We start from the raw sequence: 21,021 nt of genomic DNA, 5'->3' as shown, positions 1-21,021 counted from the left end.
GAAAAACGGTATGGAAGCAGCAGGACAGTTTGATTACATCGTCGTCGGTGCCGGTACTGCAGGTTGTGTATTGGCGAACCGCCTCAGCAAGAATCCTGATAACAGGGTTTTGCTGATAGAAGCGGGTGGCAAGGATGATTATGTGTGGATACATATCCCCGTTGGTTACCTGTACTGCATCAATAATCCGCGCACAGACTGGATGTTCCGTACCGAGGCGGAGGCTGGTCTGAATGGCCGTAGCCTGATTTATCCGCGTGGCAAGGTGCTGGGCGGCAGTTCATCCATCAATGGCATGATTTACATGCGTGGCCAGGAAAGGGATTACCAGCAATGGGCAGAACTGACAGGTGACGATAGCTGGCGCTGGGAGCATGTCTTGCCACTGTTCAAGAAGAGCGAAGACCATCACGGCGATGATGCAGAATTCCACGGCAAGGGCGGTGAATGGCGGGTGGAAAAACAAAGGCTGTCCTGGGAAATCCTGGATGCCTTCCGCAATGCAGCAGCCGAAGTCGGCATCCCTAACAGTAATGACTTTAACCGTGGCAATAATGAAGGCTGTGGCTATTTCGATGTGAATCAAAAACGTGGTGTGCGCTGGAATGCTTCCAAGGCTTTTCTGAAGCCAGCAGCAAGCAGGCCCAACCTGACCATCATGACGGGTTGCCAGGTCCAAAAACTGGTCATCAGGAATGATGAACAAGGTAAGCGCTGCACGGGCGTGGAATTCATAGGCGGTGGTCGCAGCTGGTTTGCCGAATCTGTGAAGGAAACCGTATTGGCAGCAGGTGCCATAGGCTCACCACAGATTTTGCAATTATCCGGCATAGGAGATGCGGCACATTTGCAACAGGTAGGGGTTGATGTGGTGCATGAATTGCCTGGCGTCGGCGCCAATTTGCAAGACCATTTGCAGATACGTTCTGCATTCAAAATCACTGGTGCCAAAACGCTCAACAAGATGGCTAACAGCCTGATAGGCAAGGCGCGCATAGGGTTGGAATATGCCATGTTCCAGAGTGGCCCGATGTCGATGGCACCGTCGCAACTGGGGGCATTTACCCGTTCGGATGCCAGTCAGACTACACCGAATCTGCAATACCATGTACAGCCTTTGTCACTGGAGAAATTTGGTGACCCTCTGCATGATTTCCCGGCGTTCACCGCCAGTGTTTGCAATCTGCGCCCTACTTCGCGTGGTCATGTGCGCATTGCCAGCAATGATGCCGCCGCAGCACCGAAGATTGTGCCCAATTACCTGACGACGGCAGAAGACCGCAAAGTAGCAGCGGCCTCCCTGACACTGACACGCAAGATAGTTGCTGCGCCATCCTTGCAAAAATACCAGCCTGAAGAAATGAAGCCGGGGGCACAGTTCCAGACTGAAGAAGAATTGGCCAAAGCAGCAGGGGATATAGGAACGACGATCTTCCATCCGGTAGGCACTTGCAAAATGGGAAGAGTGGATGATACTGAGGCAGTAGTCGACAGCACTTTACGCGTAATAGGCATAATTGGCCTGCGCGTGGCTGATGCTTCTATTATGCCGACTATAACCTCAGGTAATACCAACTCGCCTACTGTGATGATTGCAGAGAAGGCGGCCAGGAGTATATTGGCAAGCTGAACGGATGAAAATTGAGTCAGTACAGGAGGGAATTTTTCTGCGTGGAATTACTTATGGTAGTTATACCGTATTGTTTAGAAATCGGTTTGCTGGGTATTATAAAAAGCTAATATAAAAACTTCCAAAAAATAAAGGAAGTGTTGTCGCGTTGGAGTAATAACCATAAGCCAGACAATAAGGAGAAGAGATGACCGACGTCATCCTGGAGACTAAGCGCTTGACCAAAGAGTTCAAGGGCTTCACAGCTGTAAGCGATGTGAATTTGCAGGTACAGCGTGGGCATATCCACGCCCTGATCGGCCCTAACGGTGCCGGCAAGACCACCTGTTTCAATTTACTGACCAAATTTCTTGTCCCGACTTCGGGACAAATCCTGTTCAATGGCCGCGATATTACCTCGGCCAAACCAGCCCAGATCGCACGGCAGGGCATCATACGTTCATTCCAGATCTCGGCGGTGTTCCCGCACCTGACGGTGATGGAAAACGTGCGCATAGGCCTGCAAAGAAAACTGGGCACATCCTTCCATTTCTGGAAAAGCGAACAGTCGCTGAACCAGCTCAATGCCCGTGCCATGGAATTGCTGGCCGAAGTTGACCTGACTTCCTTTGCCGACACCGTGACTGTCGATCTGCCCTATGGCCGCAAGCGCGCCCTGGAAATCGCCACCACCCTGGCCATGGAACCAGAAATGATGTTGCTCGATGAACCTACGCAGGGCATGGGCCATGAAGATGTGCACCGGGTGACCGAGCTTATCAAGAAGGTGTCGGCCGGCCGCACTATCCTCATGGTGGAACATAATATGAACGTGGTGTCGGGTATTTGCGACAAGATATCTGTCTTGCAGCGCGGTGCCATGCTGGCCGAAGGTACTTACCAGGAAGTCTCCACCAATCCCAAAGTCATGGAAGCCTATATGGGCAGTACCAGTGGTGAACTGGAAGGGGCGCATGCATGAGTGCTACAAATACGAATGCAAATACCAGCCCGGCGCTGGAAATTACCGGCCTGCAAGCCTGGTATGGTGAATCGCATATCCTGCATGATGTGAACCTCAAAGTGAATCAGGGTGAAGTGGTGACCATACTCGGTCGCAATGGTGCCGGGCGCACGACGACGATGCGCGCCATCGTTGGCCTGACTGGTGCACGTAAGGGGTCGATCAAGATCAATGGGCAAGAAGCTATCCATCTGCCTACCCATAAAGTGGCGCATCTGGGTGTGGGTTATTGCCCGGAAGAGCGGGGGATATTTTCCTCCTTGTCCACAGAAGAAAACCTGATGTTGCCGCCCTCGGTATCGAAAGATAACAAGGGCATGTCGGTGGCCGAGATTTATGAGATGTTCCCCAATCTGGCTGAGCGTAAAAACAGTCAGGGCACACGCCTGTCCGGTGGTGAACAACAAATGCTGGCGGTAGCACGTATCTTGCGCACCGGTGCCCGTCTGCTGTTGCTCGATGAAATTTCCGAAGGCCTGGCACCCGTCATTGTGCAGGCTTTGGCGCGCATGATCACGATGCTGAAATCCAAGGGTTATACCATCGTCATGGTGGAACAGAATTTCCGCTTTGCTGCTCCGCTGGCGGACAGGTTTTATGTCATGGAGCATGGGCAGATCGTCGAGAGTTTTGCGTCTGCGCAATTGCAGGAAAAAATGCCGGTCTTGAATGAGTTGTTGGGTGTGTAGGATGTATATCTGTAAGGTAACTGCCTCGCTGTCTTGGTGAAGCAGGGTTGAATAAAAATATGATTGGAGAAGACGCATGAAAGCAACATTCACGAAATTAAAAGTAGCAAGTCTCGCAGTTTCCGCCGCACTCGCTGGTTTTGCGCTGAATGCAAATGCGCAAGTATCTGGTGACACGGTCAAGATCGGTTTCATCACCGATATTTCCGGCCTGTATTCTGATATCGATGGTCAGGGTGGCGCAGAAGCCATCAAGATGGCGATTGCCGATTTTGGCGGCACGGTACTGGGCAAAAAAATCGAGCTGGTCACAGCTGACCATCAAAACAAGGCCGATATTGCCGCCAGCCGCGCACGTGAATGGTTTGATCGCGATGGCGTAGACATGCTGATTGGCGGCACCAATTCAGGTACAGCCTTGTCCATGTCCAAAGTGGCGGCTGAAAAGAAACGCATCTTTATTTCCATTGGAGCCGGCTCTGCCCGCCTGACCAATGAAGAATGCACACCAAGCACAATTCATTATGCTTACGATACCGTGGCACTGGCAAAAGGCACGGGTTCTGCCGTTGTCAAGCAAGGTGGCAAGAGCTGGTATTTCCTGACGGCTGATTATGCCTTTGGTGCTTCGCTGGAAAGTGACACTGCCAACGTCGTCAAAGCCAATGGCGGCACAGTCGCAGGTTCGGTCAAGCATCCTTTGTCGGCATCTGATTTCTCTTCTTTCCTGTTGCAGGCACAAGCTTCCAAGGCACAAATCCTGGGCCTGGCAAATGCTGGCGGCGACACCATCAATGCGATTAAAGCAGCCAATGAATTTGGCGTCACCAAGACCATGAAACTGGCTGGTTTGCTGATGTTTATCAATGACATCCATTCCCTGGGTCTGAATGCCACTAACGGCATGTACCTGACCGATAGCTGGTACTGGAACCAGAATGAAGAAGCGCGCAAATGGTCACGTCGCTATTTCGAAAAAATGAAGAAAATGCCTTCCAGCCTGCAAGCGGCTGATTACTCTGCGACCCTGACTTACCTGAATGCCGTCAAGGCAGCAGGTACGGATGACACGACCAAGGTCATGGAAAAACTGAAGGCTGCTAAGGTCAATGACATGTATGCCAAGAACGGTTACATCCGTGGCGACGGCAGCATGATCCATGACATGTACCTCATGCAGGTGAAAACCAGCGCCGAGTCGAAAGAGCCTTGGGATTATTACAAAGTGGCGCAGACTATTCCGGGTGAGCAGGCATTTACCACTAAATCCGAATCCAAATGTTCCCTCTGGAAGTGAAATCCAATTCTCGGGCGCATAGCGGCGTTGCAAAGCCTCGCAATACTTTCGTATTGCTACGTTTTGCGCCTTGCTCTGCATCCCGATAATTGAATTTCAGCATTGCTCTTGTTTTACGGGTAAGGTCGCGGACTTTGTCGCGACCTTCACGTTTGCAAAATTGAAGTCATTCAACTCTAGATTTTTCGCAGAAGAAGTACTTAGGGAGTAGGCAGAAAGAAATGATTTTCTCTGTGACTCTGTGTGTCTGTGTGTCTGTGTTGAGAGGTCTTCACCTTTCCATCCATTTTTTATTTAGCGTGCCATGGAAATATTTGGTATTCCGCTGCAAGCGATGCTAAGCCAGCTTTTGCTGGGCTTGGTCAACGGCTCGTTTTACGCGATGCTGTCTCTGGGGTTGGCCGTGATATTCGGCTTGCTCAATGTGATTAACTTTGCCCATGGTGCCCTGTATATGATGGGTGCCTTCCTTGCATGGATGGGCATGAATTATTTTGGTATCAATTACTGGGTCATGCTGCTTGCTGCGCCTTTGCTGGTGGGCCTGTTTGGCATCATCATAGAAAAGACCATGCTGCGCTGGCTGTACAAGCTTGATCATCTGTATGGCTTGCTGCTGACCTTTGGTATTACGCTGATGCTGGAAGGTGTATTCCGCTCAGTGTATGGTGTGTCTGGCCAGCCTTATCAGGTACCTGATGCGCTGACAGGGGCGACCAATCTTGGCTTCATGATCTTGCCTAATTACCGTGCCTGGGTGGTGGTGGCCTCGCTGGTGGTGTGCTTTGCGACCTGGTTCGTTATCGAAAAAACCAAGCTCGGTGCCTACCTGCGTGCCGGTACTGAAAACCCCAAGCTGGTCGAAGCCTTTGGTGTCAATGTGCCGCTGATGGTGACGTTGACTTATGGCTTCGGTGTGGCATTGGCAGCCTTTGCCGGCGTGCTGGCAGCACCTGTCATACAGGTGTCACCGCTGATGGGTTCCAACCTGATTATTACGGTATTTGCGGTGGTGGTGATTGGTGGCATGGGCTCTATCCTGGGGTCGATTTTGACAGGCCTGGGCCTGGGCATTATCGAAGGCCTGACGCGGGTGTTTTATCCTGAGCTGTCGGCGACTGTTGTGTTCATCGTCATGGCGATTGTCCTGATGATCCGCCCTGCCGGTTTGTTCGGTAAAGAAAAATGAACGGAGCCACCATGAATAAGAAAATCAGTTACGGCATTGCTTTTGCCTTGTTACTGGCGGCACCGTTTATCGTCTATCCGGTGTTCCTGATGAAGCTCTTGTGCTTCGCCCTGTTTGCCTGTGCCTTTAATTTGCTCATCGGTTTTACCGGTTTGCTGTCCTTTGGCCATGCTGCCTTCTTTGGTGCTGCCGGTTATATCGCAGGCTGGGCTTTGCGTGATGCCGGTTTGCCGACCGAGTTGGGGATCTTGCTGGGAGTAGGGGCAGCAGCCCTGATAGGCCTGGTGATGGGTGCACTGGCGATACGCCGCCAGGGTATCTACTTCACCATGATCACGCTGGCCCTGGCGCAGATGCTCTACTTCGTTTTCCTGCAAGCGAAGTTCACCGGTGGCGAAGATGGTTTGCAAGGTGTGCCACGTGGCAAACTACTGGGTATGGTGGACCTGGGTTCTGACCTGACCTTGTATTACTTTGTGCTGGCAATTGCGATCGCCGGTTTTGCCCTGGTCATGCGCACCGTACATTCTCCTTTTGGTCAGGTCTTGAAAGCCGTCAAGGAAAACGAGCCACGCGCCATTTCGCTGGGTTATGACGTAGACCGTTATAAACTGATGGCCTTCGTTTTGTCAGCTGCACTGGCTGGCCTGGCTGGTGCCACCAAAACCCTGGTACTGGGTTTTGAGACGCTGACGGACGTACACTGGTCCATGTCTGGCCTGGTGGTGCTGATGACCCTGGTGGGCGGTCTGGGCACGCTGGTAGGCCCGATAGTTGGTGCCATCATCATCATCGCGCTGGAAAACAAACTCGGCGACCTGGGCAACCTGCTGGCGAACGTGACGACGATAGAATGGTTCCGCACGATAGGGGACTCTGTCACCATCGTTACTGGCCTGATCTTCATCGTCTGCGTACTGGCTTTCCGCCGTGGCATCGTGGGTGAATTGATGGCGTATGTGGAACGCAATGGCAAGGCTGGTTGAAAGTTTTGAATTGCCAGCAGCAAAAAAGCCCCGTGAAGAAATTCCCGGGGCTTTTTCTTTTCTTGAAGATTTAAGAAGATTTAATTGGCGACGTGCTTATTATCTGTCAGCCTTTCCAACACTTGCCGTGCACTTGTTTTGATTATCGTGTTTTCACCGGCACTGTTGATGAGGCTGGTCAGCAGCCGTTTCACTGTTTCCGCATTGGCACCTGACTGCGCAAGCGCAAAGATGGCTGCCTGGCGCACTTCCGGGATTTGATCATTCAGGGCGGCGGAAAAGTAATTGAGGCTGCTGTCGTTTTTATCCCATTGCGCGAGTTGTGAAATGCTGCGGCTTCTGACTGTGGCATCTGGATTTTCAGTCAGGCTTTGTAGTTGCCTGATGACGGCGGCAGTTGTTTTGGTATCGGCATTGCTTGGCATGCTGTTGTCACCTGGCTTACCTGGCGCGTCAATCCCTGCTGGTGCAGGTGCTTTCAGTGCTGCTAGTGCCTGCAGGGTGACTGCCGGTGTTTGTTGGTTATTCAGCGACAACAGTATGAGTTCGCGCTCTTCTTGCAGATTGACATTCAGGTTGCCGAGCATGGATAAAGCTGCTTTGCGTTGTCCGGCATCCGGGCTGCTGGCAAGTCGTCTGGCTAATGTCAGTGTTTCTGCGCTGGGTATACTTGCCAGCAAAGTGATGATGAGTTCCTTGCTGGCGGCAGGTGTTTCACTGCCGTATAGCGCCACCAGTTTTTTCAGGTAGTGTGGATTGTCCTGCGCGAGTTTTCGCAATTGATCTTGAGCATCTTCTTTTCCTTCAAGCTGGTCGGCAGGTGACAGGGCGCGTACCCACAGCAAGTCAAACGGATCTGCTTTATCTGCAGGTATTGAAGTGCTGTTTGTATTTCCCCACAATCCGGTGAACTGACCCAATGTGCGCGCCGCCTGGGGTGCTACGGCAGCGTTGTCACTGCGTCCATGCGTAGCGACTACCGGCGCAGGGCTGGCGCTGTCTGAAGGCAATGCCATCCAGTTTATTGATACCAGGCTGGCCAGGGCAAGCAGGCTGAGCAAGAGCAGGATTTTTTTCATGGCTTGAGTCTGTCCCGATTTGGAAAAAGCCCGTGCAACAGCATTGTGCATGGATGATATGAACAAGCCGGTTTTATTATGCATGGGACTTTTCCTGATGTAGTTATTGTGACGAGGGTGGTTATTGAAGCACCAGGCTGGCCTGGGTATTGGTGGTGTAATCCTTCAAACCAAAATGTCCCAGCCAGAAATCGTAAGTCGCATTCTGCCCGTCAATATTGCTTGTATGCGAACCGTAGACGTAGCAACTGCCTATGCATACGACTTCATCTATGTAGCTTTTGATCGAATACATTTTGCTGCCATAGCGTTTATTTTTGACTGACAGTATCAGGGGGCTGTCTATGGACAGACCATTGCTGCCACAGGTCGGTGTCATGATATTGAAAGGGTAGAGTCCGCATGACTCGAGGCCATGCTGGGCACCGGCAATGCCGATAAAGGAATTGACGGATGTTGAATACGCCAGTTCATTGATGGCTTTCATCGCCAGCGTCACACCCATGGAATGGCCGATGACATCTATCCTGCCGGTGCAAGAGGCTGCTTTGGCGGCTTGCATGGAGGCCTTGACGGGATTGGTGTTGGCCGCGCCATGATCATTGATGGCAGGATTGGTCTTGGAGCCCCAGTTGGGGCGGTACAGCTGGGCATCGGTATAACCCTGGCTTTTGAGGGTGCTGACGGTGGCATTCCAGTCCGACGGTGAACCGGCATTGCCGTGTACCAGTACCACATTGTCGAGGCAGGCGGCTTGGCTGGCGCAGGCGATAAAGCTGAGGCTCATGGCAATGAGCACCCGGATGAGTGTGTGGTGTTGCATGGTGTTGTCTCCTGTGGTGTTTTTATGTAGTCCCGTGCTTTGGTGCGCAGGAAAAAACAGGGTAGGAGCAAGTTGGCAGGAGCACCACTATCCGTTCAGATAGTGGCTGAGAACCGGTTCACGATCTTACTGCGCGAGCGTGATCGGGGCTCATGCGCTGCTCAAAATGCTCATGCACTTAAGTACATTCCGCTTTTTGCGCTGCGCTTTTGTTACCCTCACCCCGCTGACGCTCGCGACAGATCGTGAACAGGTTCTGAGGGGTGTTGAGTCAGCTTTTATGTGATGTCAACAGCAAGCCCAGTTCATAGGCTTTGGCGACGGCATGTACGCGGCTGCGCACATCCAGTTTGGCGAAGATCTGGTCGATATGGTATTTGACGTTGACTTCGGTGAGCTCGAGGATGGTGGCGATTTCCCAGTTGGTCTTGCCTTCATGCAGCCAGTGCAGGATTTCTCTTTGCCGCTCACTGAGGGTCTTGTTGCTGATACCGGGCTTGATAGGGAATTCTTCTACCTTGCTCAGCGCATGGGCAAGTGCCAGGTGCAGATGAGGCGTCAACAGGCTCAGCAGGTAAGCATGTTGTTGACCGACTTCAAAGGGTAGATTTGTGAATATGAAATAACTGGAGAAATGCCCGCTCAGGTCCAGCATGCCGTGGGCGACGGTGTTATGCATTTTCTGCTTCCTGAATGAAGCGAGCCACTCCGCAGGAACTGCATGGTCATCACGCCCTGCCTGGAAGAAAACAGGTTCCTGGGTTTCACGCCATTTTTGCATCAGGGGGCTATGTGCCCGTCCCTTGCTGTCGAGCAGGGATTGATAGTATTGGTAGCTCTCTGCCGGACAATTGAACTGCAACAGCTTATGCACATAGTTGCCCTGCGGGCTAACGCCACCTATACCGCAGACCATCATTTCATGCGGCAAGACTTCACGCAAAATCCCTTGGGCAATCAGGCTGAAGTCATCGGCATTGCGGGTTGCCGCACAAGCCATGATGATGGGCAGTATGGAATTGCCGGAGACTTCATGCGCAAAGTTCACCATGTCTGGAATCGTCCTTCAGGCTGCTCAAGATCTGCGTGATGCTGGGGGAGATGTGATGTGCCAGGGCTTGCAAGGACGGTGCATGGTTACTGTTCCATGCACCGTCCTCAACTACTTACCCTTTACTTACATAGCTGCTGCGTAAATCGCCCTGGCATCTTCCTTCGTCACTTCACGTGGATTATTACCCAGCAGGCGTGTCTGCAACATGGCGTCGCTGGCAAGCTGGTCCAGGTCTTTCTCGGTGATGCCTACCTGGCTCAGGCGGGTTTCTATGCCTACCCGCACCGCCAGGTCTTCCATGGCCTTGATCATGGCGTGGCAACGCTGCTCTGCAGTGCCCGTGGCTTCTGGCGCGATGATGGCTGCCAGCTCGGCATACAGTTCGGCCGCATGGCTGGCATTGAAGCGCAGTACGTGCGGCAAGACCAGGGAGTTCGACAAACCATGCGGGACATGGAAGATGCCGCCTACCGGATAGGCCAGCGCATGCACTGCTGCGCAGGGTGCGTTGGCAAAGGACTGCCCTGCCAGCATGGCACCCAGCAACATGGCCTGCCTTGCCGCCAGATTGCTGCCATTGGCGCAGGCTTCATCGATGTTGTTCCAGAGTAATTTCAAGGCTTGTACTGCCAGCATGTCGGACAACGGATTCTTTTTGTGTTTGGTCGTATAGGCTTCTATCGCATGCACCATGGCATCTATGCCAGTGGCAGCAGTGACCTTGGCTGGCAAGCCTGTTGTCAGTTGCGCATCAAGGATGGCGATGTCGGCATATAGCTGTGGCGCGACTACACCCATCTTGGTGGTCGCACCTGTGGTGACGATGGAGATAGGGGTGACTTCAGACCCGGTACCAGCCGTGGTCGGGATTTGTATCAGCGGCAAACGCCTGCCTTTGACATTACCTATGCCATACATGGTGGACAGGCTTTGATCGCTGCCAGCCAGGATGGCGATGAGTTTGGCCACATCCATGGAGCTGCCGCCGCCCAGGCCGACGACTAGTTCCACTTGCAGGTCGCGGGCATTGGCTACGGCTTGCAAGACTATGGCTTCTGGCGGGTCAGCAATCACGTCGGAAAAAATACTGACTTTGAGTTGTTCCGTTTCCAGGCTGTCAATGACAGGCTGGACCAGGCCGGTACGCAGGAAACCAGCATCGGTCACCAGCAGTACATGGCTAATCGCTGGAAATTCCTGGCGTATGATTTTGCCCAGGCGCGTTGCTGCACCGGTTTGGCTGATCAGGCTGGGGACGGTTCTGAATTCAAAGTCATTCATCTTTATCTCATTTTCATTTAGCTAGTTGTAGGGATATCTACCTTAGCACATGCTGATGCTTTCTATTTATCCAGTAGTTTCAAATCTCGCATCCAGTCGGCATACAGACTGGTCCAGCTGCGCACACTGCCGCTGGCGGGTGTCATGCCAAAGCCATGGTCGCCACGGCGGAAGGCATGCAGTTCTGCTTGGGCAGCGCCTTCCAGTAATTGCTGATAGATTTTTGCGGCGACTACCGGTGGGGCTTTGGGATCGTCCGAGGCATGGACTATAAATACGGGCGGGGTGTTCTTGCTTGCCTTTGGGATTTTCCCGCCAGGCACGCCGGTATATACCAGGGCGATAAAGTCTGCACGATTGCTCAATTTTTCTGCGGCGTCGGCAGCGCTAGCGCTACCCTCGTCCTGATCCGCCAATAGTTGCAAGGCCATGATGCCGCCAGCAGAAAAACCGAGTACACCTATCTTCTTGCTGTCGATTTTCCAATCCGCTGCATGTTGCCGCAGTAGCCGCATGGCGCGGCTGGCGTCTGCTGTCAGGGGCTGTATGGCTTTCCAGTTACGCTCGGTATCTGGTGCGAGGGTTCGGTATTTCAGTACGGCTGCGGTGATGCCCTGGGCATTCAGCCAGTGTGCTGCTTCTATACCTTCCTTGTCTATGCAGATATAACGGAAGCCGCCACCCGGCACGACCAGTACCGCAGTACCAGTGGACTTGTCCGCTGGAGCCGGATAAATGGTCAGGGTAGGTTTGCTGACATAGCTGAGGTATCTGTCGAGACGGCCAGTTTCACGCCTGTCTTCTGCTGCCTCTGCTTGCTGATGTTGCAGACCGGGCGCACCGTTTTGCCATAAGGGAATCTCGATTTCAGTTTGCGCCTTACTGGTGGTGCTGAATAAGATACATGCTGCAAACATCAGAGACAGAGAAATCTTCATTGCGTTGATCCTTGCGAGAGACAAACTAGCGACAGATTTATTACACCGGATTTGCATCTTGTCTGATTTGTCGCGGGCAGTCAAACCGGCAAAGCCGCACTGCAACTGTTATGGCATGGCCTGTACCTTGTTGCCTACAGCGTGCTTCTGTATAAGTTATCTGTGCCATGTTTGCTATTCAAGATATTCTCTTGAGGCAACATGCAGGCCCCAATCACAAATCAAATACGCTCAATATGGATATTTTTCTTTTAGCCCTGGCTGCCTTCTTTGCTGGTTTTGTTGATTCCATCGTCGGTGGCGGTGGCTTGATACAGGTTCCCGCCTTGTTTTCTTTCATGCCAGGAACTGCTCCTGCCACTCTGCTGGGGACCAATAAGATGGCAGGTATCTGGGGAACGACAGTTGCAGCGACTCGCTATATGAAGACAGTCAGCCTGCGCTGGAGCATGGTGGCACCAGCCGCATTCATGGCGTTTGCCTTTTCCTTTGCAGGGGCTTTCCTTGTGACACATATTCCGCCCACCTATTTGCGCAAGGCTTTGCCCGTTATCCTGGTGGCTGTGGCTATCTATACCTTCAAGAAGAAAGAGTTTGGTGCTGACAATAAACCTGTGTTCTCGGGTATAAAAGAAACCTATATGGCGATGCTGGTGGGCGCAGGCATAGGGTTTTACGATGGTTTCTTTGGGCCTGGCACAGGCAGCTTCTTCATGTTTTTGTTTGTGCGTATCTTTGGTTATGACTTCCTGCGTGCCTCTGCTGCAGCCAAGGTATTGAATGTTGCCTGCAATACCGCCGCACTTATCTGGTTTGGTTATAGTGGTCACGTACTCTGGATGCTGGGTTTGACGATGGCCGTATGCGGTGTTGGCGGTTCTATTTTAGGTAGTCATTTGGCAATAAAACATGGTACCTCGTTTGTTCGCAAGATGTTCCTTGGTGTGGTTCTTGCGCTGATATGCAAGACGACTTACGATGGCTTTCTCAAATAGTAGTGTTTCACGTGAAACAATCAGGCAGTGATAATGGGACTTCGGTCCCATTTTTTATGTCCTGATACCCATGTTTCACGTGAAACATAGTTCTAAATAAAAAGAGAATCTTTAGCTCTCTAAAAGTTTACGCGCAAAACAAACTATAATCGTGCCTCCCGTCCCAAGTTTCTCAGAAATCCACCATGTTTTATCCAAAAGAATTCGATGTCATCGTCGTCGGCGGCGGTCACGCCGGTACCGAAGCTGCACTTGCCGCTGCCCGTATGGGGCAGTCCACACTATTGTTGACCCATAATATCGAGACCCTGGGTCAGATGTCTTGCAACCCATCCATAGGTGGGATAGGCAAGGGGCATCTGGTTAAAGAGGTTGATGCCATGGGCGGCGCCATGGCGATTGCCACTGATGAGGCAGGCATACAATTCCGTATCCTGAATTCATCCAAAGGCCCTGCTGTGCGCGCTACCCGCGCCCAGGCTGATCGTATCTTGTACAAGCAAGCCATTCGTAGTCGCCTGGAAAATCAGCCTAATCTGTGGTTGTTCCAGCAGGCTGTAGATGATTTGCTGGTCGAAGGTAGTCGTGTTGTCGGTGCCGTGACCCAGGTTGGCATCAGGTTCCGCGCCCGCGCAGTCGTGTTGACAGCAGGTACTTTCCTTGATGGGAAGATACACGTGGGCTTGAATAACTACTCGGCAGGCCGTGCCGGTGATCCGCCGGCGATATCTTTGTCTGCCCGTTTGAAGGAATTGGCGCTACCACAAGGTCGTTTGAAGACCGGTACGCCACCACGTATAGATGGTCGCAGTATCGATTTTTCACTGATGCAAGAGCAGCCGGGTGATCTCGATCCTGTGCCAGTGTTCTCGTATATGGGCAATACCAGCATGCATCCAAGGCAGTTGCCATGCTGGATCACTCATACCAATGAAAAAACCCATGACATTATCCGGGCTGGTCTGGACCGCAGCCCCATGTACACAGGTGTCATTGAAGGGGTGGGGCCACGCTATTGCCCCTCGATAGAAGACAAAATACATCGTTTCGCCAGCAAGGAATCGCACCAGATTTTCCTGGAGCCTGAAGGCCTGACGACCAATGAGTTTTACCCTAACGGTATCTCTACCAGCCTGCCTTTTGATGTGCAGCTGGACCTCGTGCGTTCCATGCGCGGTATGGAAAACGCCTACATCCTGCGTCCTGGCTATGCGATTGAATATGATTATTTTGACCCGCGTGGTTTGAAATCGTCGCTGGAGACTCGCCAAATTGAGGGCTTGTTCTTTGCAGGTCAGATTAATGGCACGACAGGTTACGAAGAAGCCGCAGCCCAGGGTATGTTGGCAGGCTTGAATGCCGCACTGAAAACCCAGGGTAAAGACGCCTGGGTGCCACGCCGCGATGAAGCTTATCTCGGTGTGCTGGTGGATGACCTGATTACCAAGGGGGTGCAAGAACCTTACCGCATGTTTACCAGTCGTGCGGAATTCCGTCTGAGTCTGCGTGAAGATAATGCCGATATGCGCCTGACCGAGATAGGTCGTCAGTTGGGTTGCGTCAGCGATGCGCAGTGGCAGCAGTTTGAAGAAAAGCGTGAAAGTGTTTCACGTGAAATGGAAAGACTGCGCTCGACCTGGGTTAATCCGCGCATCCTGGCGGATGTGGAAGCTGAGCGTGTCGTTGGCAAGGCTTTGGAGCGTGAGTATTCCCTGGCTGATTTATTGCGTCGCCCACAAGTGACTTATGAAAGCCTCATGAGTTTGCAAGGTGTGGAAGGGCAGGAACTGGCCGGGCCAGGTGTGCTCGATCCCCATGTGCGCGAGCAGGTTGAGATACAGGTCAAGTATGCCGGTTATATCGACAGGCAAGCGAAGGAGGTTGAGCGCCATGCACATTTTGAAAATCTCAAAATGCCGGTTGGTTTTGACTACATGGAAGTCAACGGGCTTTCGATTGAAGTCAGGCAAAAGCTGAACAAGCATCAGCCTGAAAGCCTGGGCCAGTGTGGCCGCATTTCTGGCGTGACGCCTGCAGCGATTTCCCTGCTTTTGGTGCATCTGAAGAAACGTGGTTTTAAAGAGTTCTTGGCGAATACGGATGTTGTAGCCGAAGGCCAGGTGGCAGATTGATTCACGTGGAACATCAAATTACAGACACGTTTGAAAGTGCTTTGATATCAGCACGATCCAGGTGATGAATAAAAACGAAGAATAAAAAATTGAAATGAAAAACAAGAAGTTAATCGAGGACCAGGCAGTATGATTCACGTGGAACATGCACACTTAAGAGCGACGCTGCAGAGCGGTGTTGAAGAATTGTCGTTGAATTTGAATGATGATCAAATTGATAACATGATTGCTTATTTGTCATTATTATCAAAATGGAATTCAGTTTACAATTTAACATCTATCCGTGACCCGAAAGAAATGGTCAAACAACACTTGCTGGATTCGCTGTCGGCAGCCCCCGCCTTCAAAGACGCAAAAAATGTGCTGGATGTGGGTGCAGGTGGTGGTTTGCCCGGTATGATGCTGGCGATTACATATCCAGATATCAAAATATCAATGATTGATACCGTCAGCAAAAAGACTGCATTTTTGACCCAGGCCAAGACTGAGTTGGGTTTGAAGAACGTGACTGTGCATACCGGCAGGGTAGAAGCCCTGCAGGTGAAAGACAAGTTTGATGTGATCACCTCACGGGCGTTTTCCGAGCTGTGTAACTTCATCAACTGGTCAGGTCATTTGCTGGCAGATGGTGGCCAGTTCATTGCCATGAAAGGCGTCGCCCCCAATCAAGAAATAGAACGCCTGCCGGATGGTTGGCAGGTAGAGAAAATGCAAGCCCTTGCGGTGCCAGGTCTACAGGCCGAACGCCATCTCGTCTTTATCAAAAAACAACTGGCCCCGGCTTGACCCTACGGAAATCTTCTATGGCAAAAATCTTTTGTGTTGCAAATCAAAAAGGTGGCGTAGGCAAGACCACGACCACTGTTAATCTCGCCGCAGGGCTGGCGCAACTCGATCAACGTGTCTTACTGGTTGATCTCGATCCCCAGGGCAATGCCACCATGGGGGCAGGCATCAACAAGGCCAAACTGACAGCTTCCATTTATGAAGTCTTGTTGGGTATGTCTGACGTGACAACTGCAAAACAGCGTTCTGAATCTGGCCGTTTTGATGTTCTCCCTGCCAACCGCGAGCTGGCTGGTGCTGAAGTTGAAATGGTATCTCTGGACAACCGCGACAAGCGCCTGCGTGAAGCACTCGCCAAGGTTGATGCTGACTATGACTTCATCCTCATCGACTGTCCGCCAGCCTTGTCGTTGCTGACTTTGAATGGCTTGTGTGCCGCCCATGGCGTGATCATCCCCATGCAGTGTGAATACTATGCGCTTGAGGGTTTGTCTGACCTGGCCAATACCATCAAGAAAGTCTCGGCCAACCTCAACCCTGACTTGAAGATAGTCGGCCTGCTGCGCGTGATGTTTGACCCGCGTATGACGCTGTCGCAACAAGTCTCTGACCAGCTCGAACAGCATTTTGGCGACAAGGTCTTCAAGACCCTGATCCCGCGCAATGTGCGTCTGGCTGAAGCACCATCTTACGGTATCCCCGGCGTGGTGTTTGATCCTGCATCCAAAGGAGCGCAAGCCTATATCGCCTTTGGTGCAGAGATGGTGGAAAGAATTAAACAACTGGAAAAATAAGTATGTCGATCAAAAAACAAAAAGGTCTGGGCCGCGGCCTGGACGCCTTGCTTGGCGGTGCCGCTGACTTCGCCGAAGCCGTACCTACCGTCACTGGCGCCCCTACCAGCCTGAACGTGGCACAAATGCAGGCCGGCAAGTACCAACCCCGTACCCGCATGGACGAAGGCGCACTGGCTGAGCTGGCGGCCTCCATCAAGGCCCAGGGCCTGATGCAACCTATCCTGGTTCGTCCTATAGGACAAAATAATGGCGTAACCCGTTACGAAATCATTGCTGGTGAACGCCGTTTCCGCGCTTCGCAAATGGCAGGCATGGAAGAGGTGCCGGTACTGGTCAAGGATGTGGACGACCAGGCCGCCGCCGCCATGGCCCTGATCGAGAACATCCAGCGTGAAGACCTTAACCCTCTGGAAGAAGCCCAGGGCATACATAGGCTGATCACGGATTTTTCTTTCACCCACGAACAGGCCGCCAATGCAGTAGGGCGTTCACGCAGTGCGGTATCTAACTTGCTGCGTTTGCTGAACCTGGCCAAGCCTGTGCAAACCATGCTGATGGCGGGTGACATAGACATGGGCCATGCGCGTTCCCTGCTGGTGACAGACGCTGCCACGCAGATACAACTGGCCAACCAGATCGTTGCCAAGCGCATGTCTGTCCGTGAGGCAGAAAAGCTGGTCGCCAAGACCACGGCAGAAATGAGTGCCAATGGCAAGCCGCGCGACAAGGCAGAAAAATCCCGCGACATCACCCGCCTTGAAGAAGAGTTGTCCGACTTGCTGGCCACCCAGGTTGCGCTCAAATTAGGCAGCAAGGGCAGGGGACAGATGTTGATCGACTTTGCCGATTTGGATAGCCTCGACGGTATTATTTTAAAAATACGCGGACAGTAAAAAGATTTAACCCATGCAGATACTGACTTTACCCGGCCTGTATAGCTCAGGCCCCAGCCACTGGCAAACGCGCTGGGAAGCCGAATTACCGAATGTAAAAAGAGTAGAGCAACAAGACTGGGACCATCCGGTCAAGGATCAATGGGTTGCCACTTTATCAGCTGCTGTGAATGCAGTATCTGATGAAGTGGTGCTGGTTGCGCATAGCATGGGTTGTGCGCTGACGGCCTGGTGGCTGGCATCAGGCATGCCAGGCGTTGTGGATAAAAGCAAGGTCCGGGCTGCATTCCTGGTGGCGCCACCAAATGTGGGCCGGGTGGATTTCCCTGCTCCCACTTTTAGTCCCATGCCCCTAAACCCTTTTCCTTTCCCTGTTGCGGTGGTCGCATCCAGTGACGACCCCTGGTGCGATTTATCAATTGCGCAAGACTGGGCAAAAAACTGGGGGGCGGAACTGCACCTGATTGGTGCAAAAGGCCATATCAATGGCGAGTCTGGTCTGGGTAGCTGGAAGCAAGGCCAGGACTGGCTCAACCTGCTAATCGCAAAAACGGTACAATAGTAAAAAAGCACCAAAATGGCGCATTTTGATGCAATGCACCAAACATTTGGCCTTATGCATCAAACGTTTGACGTTATAACGCACTACCACGTATAATTCCGTGGTTTTGATCGGCGAGGATTTGCGCTGCCCGGTTATATCGTGGCAAGCCAGTCAAATTCAATGTCATATTTTATAAAATTGTAGGACTTACGCAAGATAGGCCAGCAAGGCTCCGTAATGAACACAGTGCAAAACTGGACGACGGGGCTACCGATGAGCTCATGCACTGCTGCTATTTTGCGCAAGTCCTGGATAAATGAGGGAAGCATGGCACGCATCATACTGCTGCAACTGGTAGCAGCGCTGGTTGCGGGCTTGCTTGCTGGAATTTTCGGCAATATTTCTTACGGATTATCCGCCCTGTTTGGGGGATTATCTTGTGCGATTCCAAATGCCTTGTTCGCGTTGCGCCTGAGTATGAGCGCCCGGAGGCCTGGAGGAGCAAATCCGATGAGTTTTTTCATCGGAGAATTTTTCAAAGTTACATTGACAGTCGCGCTGATGGCAGCGGTTGTCTTCTGGTACCCCGATGTCAACTGGCCGGCCTTTTTGATCGCCTTCATCGTCGTACTGAAAAGCTATTTCATTTTACTCTTTAGGCACTGATCATGAGCTCAGCTGAACAAGTCACTCCGTCAGAATATATAGCCCATCACCTTGGGCATTTGACTAACCACGGCCACCAGGCACAAACGTCCTTGTGGGACATGTCGTATGTGAATATTGATACGGTTATCTGGTCAGTCGTTTGCGGCTTGCTGGGTACTATCATTATGTACATGGCAGCACGCAAGGCAACTTCCGGCGTACCTGGCCGTTTCCAGTGCGCGGTTGAAATGCTCATCGAAATGGTGGACAACAATGCAAAAAGCATCGTTCACGGCAATACCAGCTTCATCGCCCCTATGGCCTTGTCGGTATTTATCTGGGTTGTACTGATGAACTCCCTGGATTTCCTGCCAGTTGACCTGTTCTCTCAATGGCTGTTCCCCTTGTTTGGTCTGGATCATGAAATGCCACATCGTGTGGTTCCTACTGCTGACTTGAACGGTACTCTGGGTATCTCCATCGGTATTTTTGCCCTGATGATGTATTACAGCTTCAAGATCAAAGGCGTAGGCGGCTTCATCAAGGAATTGTTCAGTGCACCGTTTGGTCCTATGCTCTTTCCTTTCAATCTGGCATTGAATCTGGTTGAATACGCAGCGAAAACTTTCTCGCTCGGTATGCGGTTGTTCGGCAATATGTTTGCCGGCGAATTGTTGTTCCTGTTGATTGCAGCTTTGCTGGGTGCTTCCGATTCCATTTTCGGCGGTATTGGTCATTTGGTACTGGGCTCTGCCTGGTCCATCTTCCACATCCTGATCGTGCCTCTGCAAGCCTTTATTTTCATGATGTTGACTCTGGTGTACATGGGTCAGGCTCACGAAGCGCATTAATTAAGTTTTGAAGTTTCAGGTTTTTGGTTTTAGTTTTTTTGATTTTGGTATTTTAATTTTAACTTTCAAGGAGTTTTCTCATGACTAACGTCGCTTTCGTTGCATTGGCTTGTGGTTTGATCATTGGTTTGGGCGCTTTGGGTGCTTGTATCGGTATCGCTATGATGGGTGGTAAATATCTGGAAGCGTCTGCTCGTCAACCAGAATTGATGGACAAACTGCAAGGTAAAATGTTGTTGTTGGCTGGTCTGATCGATGCTGCGTTCATTATCGGTGTTGGTATCGCCATGTTCTTCGCAACTGCAAACCCATTCAAAGGCTAATAGCTTTCCTTTTTCTACCGCAGGTCTCTGGCCTGCGGAACGATTAATTTGATAAGGAAACTAAAGTGAATCTGAATCTATCTATGTGGTATCAGGCTGGGGTGTTTTTCATCCTGGCTTTGGTGACTGCAAAATTCATCTGGCCACCAGTGATTGGTGCGATCGATGAGCGCATGAAGCGCATTGCAGACGGTTTGGCTGCTGCTGATAAAGGCAAGTTGGAAATGCAAGCTGCTGAAAAGCGCGTGCAGGCTCAATTGGCTGCTGCTGGTGAAGAGAGCAAAACACATATCATCAACGCAGAAAAACGCGCTGCTCTGATCGTTGAAGAAGCTCGCAACACTGCTGCTGCTGAAGCTGCCCGCATTATTGCTGCAGCAAAAGCGGATGCTGAAAATCAAGTGACTAAAGCACGCGAAGAATTGCGCGACCAGGTTGCCACTCTGGCAGTCAAAGGCGCAGAACAAATTCTGAAACGTGAAGTCAACGCATCTGCTCACGCTGATCTGTTGAACCAACTGAAAACCGAGCTGTAATCATGGCCGAAATCGCAACGATCGCTCGTCCTTACGCAGAAGCGCTGTTTCGTGTTGCCCAAGCCGGTAACCTGTCCGCCTGGTCGGACCTGGTTACCGAAATGGCACACGTAGGTGCGCATTCCGATGTACAAGCTCTTGCACACAACCCCAAAGTCTCGGCTGATCAAAAAGCTGAGATTTTCTTGTCTGCGATCAAATCTCCAGTGACTGCTGAAGCGAAAAACTTCATCAACACACTTGCTGACTATGACCGTCTGACTCTGCTGCCGGAAATCGCTTTCCAGTTCCATGCTCTGAAAAACGCCCACGAAGGCGCTGCAGATGCAGAAGTAACCAGCGCATTTGAAATGTCGGCAGCTCAGTTGAGCGAGCTTTCAGCGCTGTTGGAAAAGAAATTTGGCCGCAAGTTGCACCCTACAGTCAAAGTGGATTCCTCTTTGATCGGTGGTGTACGCATCGTGGTTGGTGATCAGGTGCTCGACACGTCGGTACGCGCGAAGCTGCAGAAAATGCACGTCGCCCTGACCGCGTAAGAACGTAATAA

22 protein-coding genes are annotated in these 21,021 nt (G+C 51.7%); 17 read left to right on the top strand and 5 right to left on the bottom strand.

Annotated features, from left to right (window positions below; all coding sequences use genetic code 11):
* The first annotated feature begins 10 nt into the window (after nt 1–10).
* The 6 genes from AC3WQT_RS23335 to AC3WQT_RS23310 all read left to right on the top strand — a co-directional run bounded on the left by AC3WQT_RS23335 (nt 11) and on the right by AC3WQT_RS23310 (nt 6,794).
* Entirely contained in the window at nt 11–1,630 is a 1,620-nt protein-coding gene (locus tag AC3WQT_RS23335) for a GMC family oxidoreductase (protein ID WP_492707556.1), read from the top strand.
* Between the two features lie 187 nt (nt 1,631–1,817).
* Nucleotides 1,818–2,591 carry an ABC transporter ATP-binding protein gene (locus tag AC3WQT_RS23330; protein ID WP_492707554.1) on the top strand — a complete coding sequence of 258 codons (774 nt, stop codon included), beginning with the start codon at nt 1,818–1,820 and terminating at the stop codon, nt 2,589–2,591.
* Entirely contained in the window at nt 2,588–3,322 is a 735-nt protein-coding gene (locus AC3WQT_RS23325) for an ABC transporter ATP-binding protein (protein ID WP_492707553.1), read from the top strand. The genes AC3WQT_RS23330 and AC3WQT_RS23325 overlap by 4 nt, the downstream gene beginning before the upstream one ends.
* 76 nt (nt 3,323–3,398) lie before the next feature.
* Complete coding sequence (locus AC3WQT_RS23320; protein WP_492707552.1) at nt 3,399–4,619, top strand: ABC transporter substrate-binding protein; 1,221 nt, start codon at nt 3,399–3,401, stop codon at nt 4,617–4,619.
* A gap of 304 nt (nt 4,620–4,923) precedes the next feature.
* Nucleotides 4,924–5,808, top strand: a complete 885-nt coding sequence (locus tag AC3WQT_RS23315; RefSeq protein ID WP_492707550.1) for a branched-chain amino acid ABC transporter permease — start codon at nt 4,924–4,926, stop codon at nt 5,806–5,808.
* An 11-nt stretch (nt 5,809–5,819) separates the two neighbouring features.
* Nucleotides 5,820–6,794 (top strand): branched-chain amino acid ABC transporter permease, encoded by a 975-nt coding sequence (locus AC3WQT_RS23310; protein WP_492707548.1) that lies wholly within the window; start codon nt 5,820–5,822, stop codon nt 6,792–6,794.
* Between the two features lie 80 nt (nt 6,795–6,874).
* Here AC3WQT_RS23310 and AC3WQT_RS23305 read toward each other — a convergent pair whose 3' ends face one another.
* From AC3WQT_RS23305 to AC3WQT_RS23285, 5 genes are all read right to left on the bottom strand, one after another.
* Nucleotides 6,875–7,957, bottom strand: a complete 1,083-nt coding sequence (locus tag AC3WQT_RS23305) for a HEAT repeat domain-containing protein (protein ID WP_492707546.1) — start codon at nt 7,955–7,957, stop codon at nt 6,875–6,877.
* Between the two features lie 37 nt (nt 7,958–7,994).
* On the bottom strand, nt 7,995–8,696 hold the full coding sequence (locus AC3WQT_RS23300) for an alpha/beta hydrolase (protein WP_492707544.1): 702 nt from the start codon (nt 8,694–8,696) through the stop codon (nt 7,995–7,997).
* A 271-nt stretch (nt 8,697–8,967) separates the two neighbouring features.
* The gene (locus AC3WQT_RS23295) at nt 8,968–9,747 is read right to left on the bottom strand and encodes a response regulator transcription factor (protein WP_492707542.1); all 780 of its coding nucleotides are present in this window, start codon (nt 9,745–9,747) and stop codon (nt 8,968–8,970) included.
* A 126-nt stretch (nt 9,748–9,873) separates the two neighbouring features.
* Nucleotides 9,874–11,031, bottom strand: a complete 1,158-nt coding sequence (locus AC3WQT_RS23290) for an iron-containing alcohol dehydrogenase (protein ID WP_492707540.1) — start codon at nt 11,029–11,031, stop codon at nt 9,874–9,876.
* A gap of 62 nt (nt 11,032–11,093) precedes the next feature.
* Complete coding sequence (locus AC3WQT_RS23285) at nt 11,094–11,969, bottom strand: alpha/beta hydrolase (RefSeq protein ID WP_492707539.1); 876 nt, start codon at nt 11,967–11,969, stop codon at nt 11,094–11,096.
* Nucleotides 11,970–12,205: 236 nt separating this feature from the next.
* Here AC3WQT_RS23285 and AC3WQT_RS23280 point away from each other — a divergent pair, with 236 nt between their 5' ends.
* From AC3WQT_RS23280 to AC3WQT_RS23230, 11 genes are all read left to right on the top strand, one after another.
* Nucleotides 12,206–12,964, top strand: coding sequence for a TSUP family transporter (locus tag AC3WQT_RS23280; protein WP_492707537.1), 759 nt, complete (start codon nt 12,206–12,208; stop codon nt 12,962–12,964).
* A gap of 185 nt (nt 12,965–13,149) precedes the next feature.
* Nucleotides 13,150–15,096 (top strand): tRNA uridine-5-carboxymethylaminomethyl(34) synthesis enzyme MnmG, encoded by a 1,947-nt coding sequence (gene mnmG, locus AC3WQT_RS23275; RefSeq protein ID WP_492707536.1) that lies wholly within the window; start codon nt 13,150–13,152, stop codon nt 15,094–15,096.
* 129 nt (nt 15,097–15,225) lie between these two features.
* Nucleotides 15,226–15,882, top strand: a complete 657-nt coding sequence (gene rsmG / locus AC3WQT_RS23270; RefSeq protein ID WP_492707534.1) for a 16S rRNA (guanine(527)-N(7))-methyltransferase RsmG — start codon at nt 15,226–15,228, stop codon at nt 15,880–15,882.
* A 17-nt stretch (nt 15,883–15,899) separates the two neighbouring features.
* Nucleotides 15,900–16,676 (top strand): ParA family protein, encoded by a 777-nt coding sequence (locus AC3WQT_RS23265; protein ID WP_492707533.1) that lies wholly within the window; start codon nt 15,900–15,902, stop codon nt 16,674–16,676.
* A 2-nt stretch (nt 16,677–16,678) separates the two neighbouring features.
* Nucleotides 16,679–17,572 (top strand): ParB/RepB/Spo0J family partition protein, encoded by an 894-nt coding sequence (locus AC3WQT_RS23260; protein ID WP_492707532.1) that lies wholly within the window; start codon nt 16,679–16,681, stop codon nt 17,570–17,572.
* Nucleotides 17,573–17,585: 13 nt separating this feature from the next.
* A complete protein-coding gene (locus tag AC3WQT_RS23255) occupies nt 17,586–18,134 on the top strand; it encodes an RBBP9/YdeN family alpha/beta hydrolase (protein ID WP_492707531.1) in 549 nt (182 codons plus the stop codon).
* Between the two features lie 309 nt (nt 18,135–18,443).
* Nucleotides 18,444–18,782 carry an ATP synthase subunit I gene (locus AC3WQT_RS23250; RefSeq protein ID WP_492707530.1) on the top strand — a complete coding sequence of 113 codons (339 nt, stop codon included), beginning with the start codon at nt 18,444–18,446 and terminating at the stop codon, nt 18,780–18,782.
* Nucleotides 18,783–18,784: 2 nt separating this feature from the next.
* On the top strand, nt 18,785–19,615 hold the full coding sequence (atpB, locus tag AC3WQT_RS23245; protein WP_492707529.1) for a F0F1 ATP synthase subunit A: 831 nt from the start codon (nt 18,785–18,787) through the stop codon (nt 19,613–19,615).
* Nucleotides 19,616–19,695: 80 nt separating this feature from the next.
* Nucleotides 19,696–19,938 carry a F0F1 ATP synthase subunit C gene (gene atpE / locus AC3WQT_RS23240; protein ID WP_186917574.1) on the top strand — a complete coding sequence of 81 codons (243 nt, stop codon included), beginning with the start codon at nt 19,696–19,698 and terminating at the stop codon, nt 19,936–19,938.
* A 65-nt stretch (nt 19,939–20,003) separates the two neighbouring features.
* A complete protein-coding gene (locus tag AC3WQT_RS23235) occupies nt 20,004–20,474 on the top strand; it encodes a F0F1 ATP synthase subunit B (RefSeq protein ID WP_422951672.1) in 471 nt (156 codons plus the stop codon).
* A gap of 2 nt (nt 20,475–20,476) precedes the next feature.
* A complete protein-coding gene (locus AC3WQT_RS23230; protein WP_492707527.1) occupies nt 20,477–21,010 on the top strand; it encodes a F0F1 ATP synthase subunit delta in 534 nt (177 codons plus the stop codon).
* Nucleotides 21,011–21,021: the final 11 nt, after the last annotated feature.

This window comes from Undibacterium sp. FW305-107, assembly GCF_058788535.1.
The sequence above is the reverse complement of the archived record's forward strand: the minus strand, read 5'-3'. Positions and strand labels throughout refer to the sequence as shown.

Coding starts and splice junctions, on each gene's coding strand:
- AC3WQT_RS23315 (WP_492707550.1), top strand. CDS start 4,924: ATGGAAATATTTGGTATTCCGCTGCAAGCGATGCTAAGCCAGCTTTTG.
- atpB (WP_492707529.1), top strand. CDS start 18,785: ATGAGCTCAGCTGAACAAGTCACTCCGTCAGAATATATAGCCCATCAC.
- AC3WQT_RS23300 (WP_492707544.1), bottom strand. CDS start 8,696: ATGCAACACCACACACTCATCCGGGTGCTCATTGCCATGAGCCTCAGC.
- rsmG (WP_492707534.1), top strand. CDS start 15,226: ATGATTCACGTGGAACATGCACACTTAAGAGCGACGCTGCAGAGCGGT.
- AC3WQT_RS23280 (WP_492707537.1), top strand. CDS start 12,206: ATGGATATTTTTCTTTTAGCCCTGGCTGCCTTCTTTGCTGGTTTTGTT.
- AC3WQT_RS23295 (WP_492707542.1), bottom strand. CDS start 9,747: ATGGTGAACTTTGCGCATGAAGTCTCCGGCAATTCCATACTGCCCATC.
- AC3WQT_RS23290 (WP_492707540.1), bottom strand. CDS start 11,031: ATGAATGACTTTGAATTCAGAACCGTCCCCAGCCTGATCAGCCAAACC.
- AC3WQT_RS23230 (WP_492707527.1), top strand. CDS start 20,477: ATGGCCGAAATCGCAACGATCGCTCGTCCTTACGCAGAAGCGCTGTTT.
- AC3WQT_RS23285 (WP_492707539.1), bottom strand. CDS start 11,969: ATGAAGATTTCTCTGTCTCTGATGTTTGCAGCATGTATCTTATTCAGC.
- AC3WQT_RS23320 (WP_492707552.1), top strand. CDS start 3,399: ATGAAAGCAACATTCACGAAATTAAAAGTAGCAAGTCTCGCAGTTTCC.
- mnmG (WP_492707536.1), top strand. CDS start 13,150: ATGTTTTATCCAAAAGAATTCGATGTCATCGTCGTCGGCGGCGGTCAC.
- AC3WQT_RS23335 (WP_492707556.1), top strand. CDS start 11: ATGGAAGCAGCAGGACAGTTTGATTACATCGTCGTCGGTGCCGGTACT.
- AC3WQT_RS23255 (WP_492707531.1), top strand. CDS start 17,586: ATGCAGATACTGACTTTACCCGGCCTGTATAGCTCAGGCCCCAGCCAC.
- AC3WQT_RS23330 (WP_492707554.1), top strand. CDS start 1,818: ATGACCGACGTCATCCTGGAGACTAAGCGCTTGACCAAAGAGTTCAAG.
- AC3WQT_RS23310 (WP_492707548.1), top strand. CDS start 5,820: ATGAATAAGAAAATCAGTTACGGCATTGCTTTTGCCTTGTTACTGGCG.
- AC3WQT_RS23325 (WP_492707553.1), top strand. CDS start 2,588: ATGAGTGCTACAAATACGAATGCAAATACCAGCCCGGCGCTGGAAATT.
- AC3WQT_RS23265 (WP_492707533.1), top strand. CDS start 15,900: ATGGCAAAAATCTTTTGTGTTGCAAATCAAAAAGGTGGCGTAGGCAAG.
- atpE (WP_186917574.1), top strand. CDS start 19,696: ATGACTAACGTCGCTTTCGTTGCATTGGCTTGTGGTTTGATCATTGGT.
- AC3WQT_RS23250 (WP_492707530.1), top strand. CDS start 18,444: ATGGCACGCATCATACTGCTGCAACTGGTAGCAGCGCTGGTTGCGGGC.
- AC3WQT_RS23305 (WP_492707546.1), bottom strand. CDS start 7,957: ATGCATAATAAAACCGGCTTGTTCATATCATCCATGCACAATGCTGTT.
- AC3WQT_RS23260 (WP_492707532.1), top strand. CDS start 16,679: ATGTCGATCAAAAAACAAAAAGGTCTGGGCCGCGGCCTGGACGCCTTG.